This is a genomic window from Fructilactobacillus sanfranciscensis DSM 20451 (assembly GCF_001436035.1).
Taxonomy (GTDB): Bacteria; Bacillota; Bacilli; order Lactobacillales; family Lactobacillaceae; genus Fructilactobacillus; species Fructilactobacillus sanfranciscensis.
Window position 1 is genome coordinate 1 of the sequence record NZ_AYYM01000029.1, and the last position, 8,500, is coordinate 8,500.

Annotated in this window: 11 protein-coding genes and 1 tRNA gene; 2 read left to right on the top strand and 10 right to left on the bottom strand. The window is 35.6% G+C overall.

Annotated features, from left to right (window positions below; all coding sequences use genetic code 11):
- Positions 1–42: 42 nt before the first annotated feature.
- The 4 genes from FD36_RS05735 to FD36_RS05750 form a co-directional block, all read right to left on the bottom strand.
- Positions 43–115, bottom strand: a tRNA-Arg gene (locus FD36_RS05735).
- A gap of 55 nt (positions 116–170) precedes the next feature.
- Positions 171–1,472 carry a DEAD/DEAH box helicase gene (locus FD36_RS05740; RefSeq protein WP_056958692.1) on the bottom strand — a complete coding sequence of 434 codons (1,302 nt, stop codon included), beginning with the start codon at positions 1,470–1,472 and terminating at the stop codon, positions 171–173.
- A gap of 4 nt (positions 1,473–1,476) precedes the next feature.
- Positions 1,477–2,478 carry a Gfo/Idh/MocA family protein gene (locus FD36_RS05745; RefSeq protein ID WP_056958694.1) on the bottom strand — a complete coding sequence of 334 codons (1,002 nt, stop codon included), beginning with the start codon at positions 2,476–2,478 and terminating at the stop codon, positions 1,477–1,479.
- Positions 2,471–3,268 (bottom strand): GH25 family lysozyme, encoded by a 798-nt coding sequence (locus FD36_RS05750; protein WP_056958696.1) that lies wholly within the window; start codon positions 3,266–3,268, stop codon positions 2,471–2,473. Before FD36_RS05750 ends, FD36_RS05745 begins: the two co-directional genes overlap by 8 nt.
- A 244-nt stretch (positions 3,269–3,512) precedes the next feature.
- Here FD36_RS05750 and gntK point away from each other — a divergent pair, with 244 nt between their 5' ends.
- Both gntK and FD36_RS05760 read left to right on the top strand, forming a co-directional pair.
- The gene (gene gntK / locus FD36_RS05755) at positions 3,513–5,075 is read left to right on the top strand and encodes a gluconokinase (RefSeq protein ID WP_056958698.1); all 1,563 of its coding nucleotides are present in this window, start codon (positions 3,513–3,515) and stop codon (positions 5,073–5,075) included.
- Positions 5,076–5,186: 111 nt separating this feature from the next.
- Positions 5,187–5,510 carry a hypothetical protein gene (locus FD36_RS05760; RefSeq protein WP_056958700.1) on the top strand — a complete coding sequence of 108 codons (324 nt, stop codon included), beginning with the start codon at positions 5,187–5,189 and terminating at the stop codon, positions 5,508–5,510.
- Between the two features lie 30 nt (positions 5,511–5,540).
- On the opposite strand, the gene FD36_RS05765 is transcribed toward FD36_RS05760, so the two are convergent.
- From FD36_RS05765 to FD36_RS05785, 6 genes are all read right to left on the bottom strand, one after another.
- Positions 5,541–5,843, bottom strand: coding sequence for a HigA family addiction module antitoxin (locus FD36_RS05765; protein WP_056958702.1), 303 nt, complete (start codon positions 5,841–5,843; stop codon positions 5,541–5,543).
- Positions 5,844–5,860: 17 nt separating this feature from the next.
- Complete coding sequence (locus tag FD36_RS06935) at positions 5,861–6,037, bottom strand: MmcQ/YjbR family DNA-binding protein (RefSeq protein WP_331251943.1); 177 nt, start codon at positions 6,035–6,037, stop codon at positions 5,861–5,863.
- Positions 6,038–6,220 carry a hypothetical protein gene (locus FD36_RS06940; protein WP_049777616.1) on the bottom strand — a complete coding sequence of 61 codons (183 nt, stop codon included), beginning with the start codon at positions 6,218–6,220 and terminating at the stop codon, positions 6,038–6,040.
- Positions 6,221–6,281: 61 nt separating this feature from the next.
- On the bottom strand, positions 6,282–6,716 hold the full coding sequence (locus FD36_RS05775; RefSeq protein ID WP_056958704.1) for an ACT domain-containing protein: 435 nt from the start codon (positions 6,714–6,716) through the stop codon (positions 6,282–6,284).
- 116 nt (positions 6,717–6,832) lie between these two features.
- Positions 6,833–8,056: an ArgE/DapE family deacylase gene (locus FD36_RS05780; protein ID WP_056958706.1), complete on the bottom strand. Its 1,224-nt coding sequence runs from the start codon at positions 8,054–8,056 to the stop codon at positions 6,833–6,835.
- A gap of 20 nt (positions 8,057–8,076) precedes the next feature.
- Entirely contained in the window at positions 8,077–8,451 is a 375-nt protein-coding gene (locus tag FD36_RS05785; protein WP_082610639.1) for a GNAT family N-acetyltransferase, read from the bottom strand.
- Positions 8,452–8,500: the final 49 nt, after the last annotated feature.

Here is an 8,500-nt window from a genome sequence, read left to right on the forward strand (position 1 = left end):
ACTTTATGGGTTCACATCATCACATTTGTGAATTACTTTTTATGACCCCACTCAGGTTCGAACTGAGATCGATCGCTTAGGAGGCGACTGCCCTATCCAATTGTGCTATGGGGCCAACATCAATCTCCTTATTTTCTCACGATTATTGTCATCCGTAAAGAATGGCAAGCTTATTTCTTATGATATCCTTTGTTCTTTTGGTTCCGTTTTCGATTCTTTTTACGAGGTTTTTTTGGAGTTTCCACAACTGCTTGAACTTTTCTAATTCGTGCTTTTTTAACAGAAGGCTTAGTTCCCTTAACTTCTGGCACGACCTTTTGTTTGGCTAGTTCGTCTGCTTTTGCTTGATCAATATCTGCTTGGTCAACGTGATCAACTAATTTACCGCGGAAATAGTATAGGGGTTGTAAATCATATTCTTCATCTCGTAATAATTTCTTCAAATCACGTAAATCATGATCATCACCAAAGTTAATTACTAAGCCTGGTTCTCCCATTCGACCAGTTCGACCCACTCGATGAATATAAGTATTAGCTTCTTTAGGCAAATCATAGTTAACAACAGCTGGTAACTTAGGAATATCTAATCCCCGAGCAGCCACATCAGTTGTTAAAAGTAACTTGGTTTGCCCTTTTCTAAAGTTGCGTAATGCTTTCTCTCGTTGCATTTTGTTTTCTTCGCCACTTAATTTTTCGACAGGTGCATAGCCTTGATGCTTAAAGTAATTAAAGGCACGGTTCAATTCAGTTTGTTGGTTAAAGAACACCAATGCTTTAAAATTAGTCAATTTGGTTAAACGATTTAACACATCGTTCCGTTTCCCACGAGAAACCTGAAATTGGCCGTGTTTAACCACACCACGACTCTTATCTAAGTCACGAACATCAATAATGCGGGCAGGTTTACCCATCACTTCTTCTAAGTTATAGAGCACTTCATTAGCAGTTGCTGAAAAATAAGCAACTTGGGCATCACGGGGGACAGCAGCAACAATTTGACGGGCTTTTTCTAATGAATCGTCTTGTAACAAGTCATCTGCTTCATCAATCACAACTGTATCGACATGATTAACTTTTAATTTCCGTTCATCTAATAAACTTAAAATTCGACCAGGTGTTCCGACGACAATTTCTGGTCGTTTCTTTAATTGTTCTTGTTGTCGTTTAACGTTAGCTCCTCCAATTAAAGGTAAAATTTTTACCTTTAAAGGACCAGCCCAGTCGCGAATAATACTCGTAACTTGCATGGCTAATTCTTGGGAAGGTTCCACAATTAAAGCTTGCGTTCCCTCACCTGCCATAATATTGGCTAAGATTGGCATTAAAAAGGCGACCGTTTTACCTGATCCGGTTGGGGATAGACCAACAATGTCTTCTCCCCCATCAATCATGGGTTGATAAACAGCCTTTTGGATTTCTGTTTGTTCTTTATAACCTAATTTTTCAAAACGTTTTACAAATTCTTCTAACACAGCGTTACTCCTTAAATTGATCGGGATAGTGAATTCCAGCAGAAACTGCTAGATTATTTAAAGTTTCGTTAACTTGTTGCATTAATTGCAACCAAGCTTGGTATTGTCTTTGAATTTCTGGATTGTCATGATGATTAAGGACGTTTGCAAAATCAGTCATTTCTGGAATCATCGGATTCTTAACATATTTGGGGCTAATCACTTTGGTTTCATCTGGAGTAATTAATTTTGCTTCAGTAATTTCTCCCCCATTATCAATTGCGATAATATCACGACCAGCATAAATTTCAGATTCATGTTTCGAACTCGAAATCTTGCTAAAGTTCAACGTAATATCATAATCGGCATAATGTAAAATGGCGGTTCCTTTACCATCTGCCTCAGTTGCAATCATCGTTGGATAATAAATTTGTTTGATTGGAAGTCCAAATAATCCAATCGCATCATAAAGCGGATAAATCCCTAAGTCGGCTAAAGCTCCACCCGCGAATTTAAAATTAAAAACGTTGGGAGTTTCGCCAGCCAACACTAAATCATAACGTGATGAATATTGACTGAACACAAAATCAGCACCAGCAAGTTGGTGAACTTTAGCTAGTGTTTTTTGCACTGCTTTAAATGCTGGCATATGCACGTTTCGTGCTGCTTCAAATAAACGAACCTGGGGATGAAGGGTTAATTCATCTAAAACTCGTTGCATTTGTCTTGGATTCATAAAAGCTGGTTTTTCCACAATCACATTTTTATCATGTTGGATGGCTTCTAAGACTTGGGCAAAGTGAAATACATTTGGCGAGGCAATGTACAACGTGTCAAATTGATCTGATGACATAAAGTCATTTAATGAGCAATATACCTGCTGACAATGATTTTTCTCTGCAAAGGCTTTGCCAGTATCTTCATGTCGTGAATAAACTGCTGCTAATTCATATTCACCAGTCGCTGTAGCAGCTTCCACCATCCGTTGTGTAATCCAATTTGTACCAATCGTTCCAATTTTAATCATTTGCGTTACTCTTTTCTAAATCATCACTTTTGAGTTGTTTTAAGTACTCTTCCCATTTTACCTTATTTCCATTGAAAGCCGACATCTCATACTCACTGATTTTACCATTATCATAAATTTGGTTGGCGTTACTTAGACCAATAAATTTAGAGTTTTTCGCATGCTGTTTTCCCGTGATTGCAAATTGAGCATGTGGAATCTTTTTCAAAATTTCATAATTTCGCTGATTGGTTTTAAGCAAAACTGGTCGATGATATTTATGATATAAATAAGCTGTCATTTCATTAACATCATTAAATAATTTCTTGGGTTTAACGTTATGCGAATTATAATTACCATAGTAGCTAATTCTAATTTCAATTGGGAGATCTCCAATATTGTTACCCACTGATTCAACAAAGTTTTTTTCTTGTCCTTTAATGGAACTTCCAAACCCAAACTGATGGTAAACTCCAATTTTCAAACCTGATCCAATGCTGCGTAAATAATTATCATTAAAATTATCATCTGTAAAACTTGCTCCTTGAGAAGCCCGAAGATAAGCGTATTTCATTCCATCTTGATTTGCTTGAGTAAAATCAACATAAGAATCATTTTGATTAATGATTAACCCCCGAACTGAATGTTTCGTTAGAAATTGCTTTTGTTGCTGCCTTTGTCCCGCAATATGTTGAAAGATTAATAATCCAATCACACATAGACATAACAACAGTCCCATGATTATCATCCATTTCTGACGACGACTAACTCGTTGCTGCTGTTGATAAGCCTTTCGACTAAGTTTACTCATTTCAACTCCACTGCCAATAAATAGCATCTTTTAAATTTAATAAACAATTAATATTTATTTTAACATTATCAGTTATGTTAGTCATAAGTGAATAAAAACTAGCTTTCTTTTCTGAAAAGTAACCGAAACTTAAGATGTGCTTGATTGAATTGTATCCCTCACTCCAATATAATGTAAGCGCTACAAAAACTTTAAATTAAAGCTTTTTAAATGAATTTACTAACTTATTAAGGGGAACACTATTATGGAATACGTAATTGGTGTTGATATTGGTACTACCAGTGTCAAAACGGTTTTGTATGATGAAGATGGAAACGTTAAAGGTTATTCAAACGACCTCTATCCTTTATATCAAGATACAGCTGATATGGCTGAAGAAGATCCAGAAGAAATTTTTAGTGCCATGATTGAAGGACTAAATCATGTTTTAGAAAAAGCTGATTTAGAACATGGTAGCTTAAAAGGTGTCTCATATTCATGTGCTATGCACAGTGTGATTTGTTTAGACGAAAATTACAAACCACTTACTCGTGCAATTACGTGGGCTGATAACCGGGCCGTTAAATATGCTGACGAGTTAAAAGAAAACGGAATTGGTATGGAACTTTACAAAAAAACTGGAGTTCCTACTCATCCAATGACCCCATTAACTAAAATCATGTGGTTACGTAATGAAAAACCAGATATTTACAAAAAAACTCGTTACTTTGTTGGAATCAAAGAATACATTAACTACAAACTCTTTGGTGAATTAAAAGAAGACTACTCAATTGCCGATGCCACTGGTTTATTTAACATCTTTACTATGGATTGGGATGACCAAGCCTTAGAAGTAGCTGGCGTAACCCGTGATCAACTTCCCGAATTAGTTGATACAACTTACCAATTCAAAGGAATGGTTGACCACTACGCTAATATGATTGGAATTAACAAAGAAACTCCATTCGTCATCGGAGCTTCTGATGGTCCATTAGCTAACTTAGGAGTTGATGCTATTCAACCTGGTGTAGTTGCCGTTACCATTGGTACCTCTGGTGCTGTCCGGGTCGTTACTGATAAACCAACGATTGATCCTAAAGGTCGTGTGTTCTGTTACTACCTTTCTGAAAACATGTGGGTCGTTGGTGGACCAGTTAACAACGGTGGAATCGTCTTCCGTTGGGTTCGTGATCAACTTTGTTTACCAGAAAAAGTTACGGCTGAACAAATGCATCTCGATGCTTATGATTTATTGACCCAAATTGCTGCTGCCGTTCCCGCTGGTTCAGATGGTTTAATCTTCCTTCCATTCTTAGGTGGTGAACGTGCTCCTATCTGGGATGCAGATGCTCGCGGAACCTTCTTTGGTTTAACTCGTAAACACACCCGTGCTAACATGATTCGGGCTGCCCTTGAAGGAATTGTTTATAACTTATACACAGTTATGCTTGCCCTTGAAGAAGTTGTTGGTGAACCCAAGAAGATTCAAGCAACTGGTGGATTTGCCCGTTCTAAACTTTGGCGTCAAATGTTAGCTGATATTTTTGAACAAGACGTTAAAATTCCTGAAAGTTTTGAAGGAACCGCTTTAGGTGCTGCTACTCTTGGAATGTACAGTCTTGGTATGATTAGTAGTTTATACGATGTTAGCAAGTTTGTTGGTGTTACCAATACTCACAAGCCTAACCCTAAGAACTACGAAGCCTACCGTGAATTAATTCCAATTTACATTCGCTTAAGTCGTTACCTCAAACCAGAATACAAAAACATTGCTACTTACCAACGTAAGCATGCCAATGACGTTTCTCAAGATACTAAAAAAGACTAAAACAAAAGGATTCCAGTACTGCTGGAATCCTTTTTCGTTGTATCTAAACATTAATGCGGTTACGATGAAGATGGATATAATCGTCACATTGTAAATGATAACTTAGCTGGCATGAAAAAGATTTTTGAATATGATGAACAACTTGATTTATTCTGGAAGCTTGCCAACTCAATTAACCTTTATGATTTAAATACCATTCAATTGAACATTGAAAAAGAAGCCGCTGATCGTAAAGAAACTAACAAGGACTTAGTTGATTTAAACACTAAGTTGGGCGAAATGTTAGATGACGAATTTGATTTCGTTAAAATTGACGGTGCTGTAGCTGAATTAGATAATCCTGATAAAGTATCAGTTCCAGATTTAAACATATTGGAACAATTTACTAACGCATTGAATAAACAACCAATTTTTAGCACTGATGACATTCAATAATGAATGTCGTTAGTGCTTTTTGTACATAATTTACCCAACCGTAATTTGCTTTAAATTCCGATATTTTTCATTTTTGACTATCAATTCTGCATTTCTAGCATCAATATCTGCCTGTAAACTGGTCCATAACTCAATCGATGTTCCAAACACAATACTGAAACGAATTGCTGTATCAATTGTAATTTGGCGCTTTCCATTAAGAATATCGTTGATTCTTGAATACGAAACTTGCATTCTTTTAGCCAACTCATAACCAGATAAATTTAAGGGCTTTAAAAATTCTTCTCTGATAATTTCACCGACCGTTGGTACTTTTAAATATTTTTCATTCATTATTTATACCTCTTTTGCTAACTATTAGTTATTTGATAACTGTCATCAATCAAATTTTTCAGTTCAGCAAAATCAGTCTCATCATTCAAAATCACACTACTCCAATGTTCTTTATTCATATGATAAGCAGGAAAATAGCCCCTTTTCTGCTGTAACAATCCAATTAATTCTGGATTTAATTTTAAATCAATTATCTACACTTCTTGGGTTCCTTCTAATCCTAATTTATTCATTGGAACATTCATTATCAATGCAAACCACTTGTTATCTTGTTTGTGTCTAAACGTTAAATAGTGCGGAAATTCTTTAAAAGTCCGTTCACCAATTACCGCATATTTTTCCTTTATATAATCGATTGTTTGATCTAACATATTCATTTTAAACTCCTCTGCAAATTACAAAAACAACCGTGAAATTAATTCACAGTTGTTTTTTTGCTTATTCAATTGAAACTAAATTAACTTTACTAGTTCCATCTACATCTTTGATTGATTGTAATAATTCGTCAATCGTAATTTCCATCGTGCTCAAATCCAAAGAAATTACTACACTCGCAACTTTATGAATCGGAATATTTTGGTTAATCGTCAAAATACTGGCCTTACTATCGGCAAACTTCTTCAAAACAGCCGAAAGAATCCCACGTTGATCATCTAACATTAAAGAAATGACGGCCTTACGATTCCAGTTGGCTTCGTCAGTTTCATAAACCAAGTCTTTGTATTTATAAAAACTTCCCCGACTAATTCCAACTTTTTTAACCGCTTCACTAATACTTTTGATTTTGCCACTATCTAATAATTGGCGTGCTTCAATCACTTTACTAAACGTATCTGGTAACAATGATTGATCAACAATATAATATTTATCTATTTTAAAACACCTCGATTTTCACATCTTGTTTTTCCAGTGAAACGAATTTAGCTCGCCAAACTGAAAGATGTTCATTAATTTCTGACTTTTTTATGTAAATCTTATTATTTATTTTATCACAAATGTTCTTTAAACAATTTTTCATAAATATCAATAAAATCAAACCACATTTGTTCTGAAGCATATTCATTGGTTTGGTGCATTTTCAATGGGTTACCTGGACCAAAGACGGCGTAGTTAGTTCCCATTAATTTATCTTTAAGTAACTCAGAAGCATCCGTTCCGCCAGCACCACTCAATACATCAAACTTATCATTTGAAAAAGGATTGAATCCCTGCTTAGCTTGCATTTCTTTCCCCTGTTGTTTTTCTGAAGGAGTGTATTCGGTGTTTTTCATGTAAGGAGTAGCAATTTTAATAATGTCTTTAATTAATTTTGATTCTGGATTTCCGATAACTGGAGGAATGTTCATTAAAATTTCAATTTCAATTTCACCAGCATGAGTTTGGTTAAACTCATCAACAACGGCTTTCACATCTGCCATAACTTCATCATTAGAATATTCAGGCACAATCCGCGTGTTAATTTCAGCTTCAGCATTTGCGGGAATTGCATTAATTTGAATTCCACCTTTGAAGATATCGACTGTAAAGGTTGTTTTCCCTAAAACATCATCTTGATTTTGTTCAGCTCGAGCTTCAACTTTCGTTTTGATTAATTCTAAAACATCCATTAAATTTTGAATCGCATTAATCCCAAAGTTAGGCCGTGAACTATGTGCGGCTTTTCCTTGTGCGGTAATCTTAAAGTCGACTTCACCCTTGTTGGCGTAAACTGTCCGGTAGCCAGTTGGTTCAGCAATTAAAAGCGTGTCTGAATCATTCATGGCTCCGTCAGCATATAATTGGTGAGAACCGTGCATATTTGATTCTTCGCCGGCCGTTAAAACTAAACGTAACGTTCCATTCAATGGAAACTCAGCATCTTTTAGAGTAATCATGGCAATCACTAATGCAGCAGTGCCACCTTTCATGTCAGTCACACCACTTCCATACATTTGGCCGTCTTTACGAACTAAAGTAAATGGATCAGTATCCCATTTATCGACATCGACCGCCACTGTATCTAAATGTCCACTAATCGTGAAAACCGGTTTTTGTCCGTTTCCAATTTCTGCAATTAAATTAGCTTCATGATTGCCTAAATTTTCAATTTCACTTTCGATTCCGTGTTCTAACAACAAGTCTTGTAAATATTGAGCCTCGGCAAGTTCGTTACCTTCTGAGGTGTTAAAACTAACTAATTTTTCTAATATCACTAATTTTTCTTCTTTATTCATTCATCTCACCTAACTAATGATTATTTTTGTAATTTTTTGACCATTACGAAATCAGTTTGAGGATCATCACCTAAATTAAAGGTATGAGTAGTTGTTTGTTTAAAACCAATCTCGTGATAAAAGGCTAATGCTTTATCATTATCACTCCAGACCCCAAGCCAAAGATACTCTGCATGGTCTTGTTTAGCAGTTTCTTCCGCAAACTCTAATAATTTTCGACCGAGCCCTTGGCGTTTAAAAGCGGGTAAAACATATAATTTTTCAATTTCAACTGATTCTCCATCGTAAGTTTCCGTTTGAGCTTCAGCAAAATTAAGTTTCATATAACCAGCTGTATTTCCATCTTTCATTATAAAGTAAAAAGCACAATTTGACTGCTCTAATTGAGTTACAATTTGGGCTGGTTAATATGAATCCTTTAAATTGGATTGAAGTCAATATTTG

What these genes read in the sequence shown, in the direction of transcription:
- FD36_RS05745 (WP_056958694.1), bottom strand. Translation starts at nt 2,478, where the DNA reads ATGATTAAAATTGGAACGATTGGTACAAATTGGATTACACAACGGATG.
- FD36_RS05750 (WP_056958696.1), bottom strand. Translation starts at nt 3,268, where the DNA reads ATGAGTAAACTTAGTCGAAAGGCTTATCAACAGCAGCAACGAGTTAGT.
- gntK (WP_056958698.1), top strand. Translation starts at nt 3,513, where the DNA reads ATGGAATACGTAATTGGTGTTGATATTGGTACTACCAGTGTCAAAACG.
- FD36_RS05760 (WP_056958700.1), top strand. Translation starts at nt 5,187, where the DNA reads ATGAAAAAGATTTTTGAATATGATGAACAACTTGATTTATTCTGGAAG.
- FD36_RS05765 (WP_056958702.1), bottom strand. Translation starts at nt 5,843, where the DNA reads ATGAATGAAAAATATTTAAAAGTACCAACGGTCGGTGAAATTATCAGA.
- FD36_RS06940 (WP_049777616.1), bottom strand. Translation starts at nt 6,220, where the DNA reads ATGAATATGTTAGATCAAACAATCGATTATATAAAGGAAAAATATGCG.
- FD36_RS05780 (WP_056958706.1), bottom strand. Translation starts at nt 8,056, where the DNA reads ATGAATAAAGAAGAAAAATTAGTGATATTAGAAAAATTAGTTAGTTTT.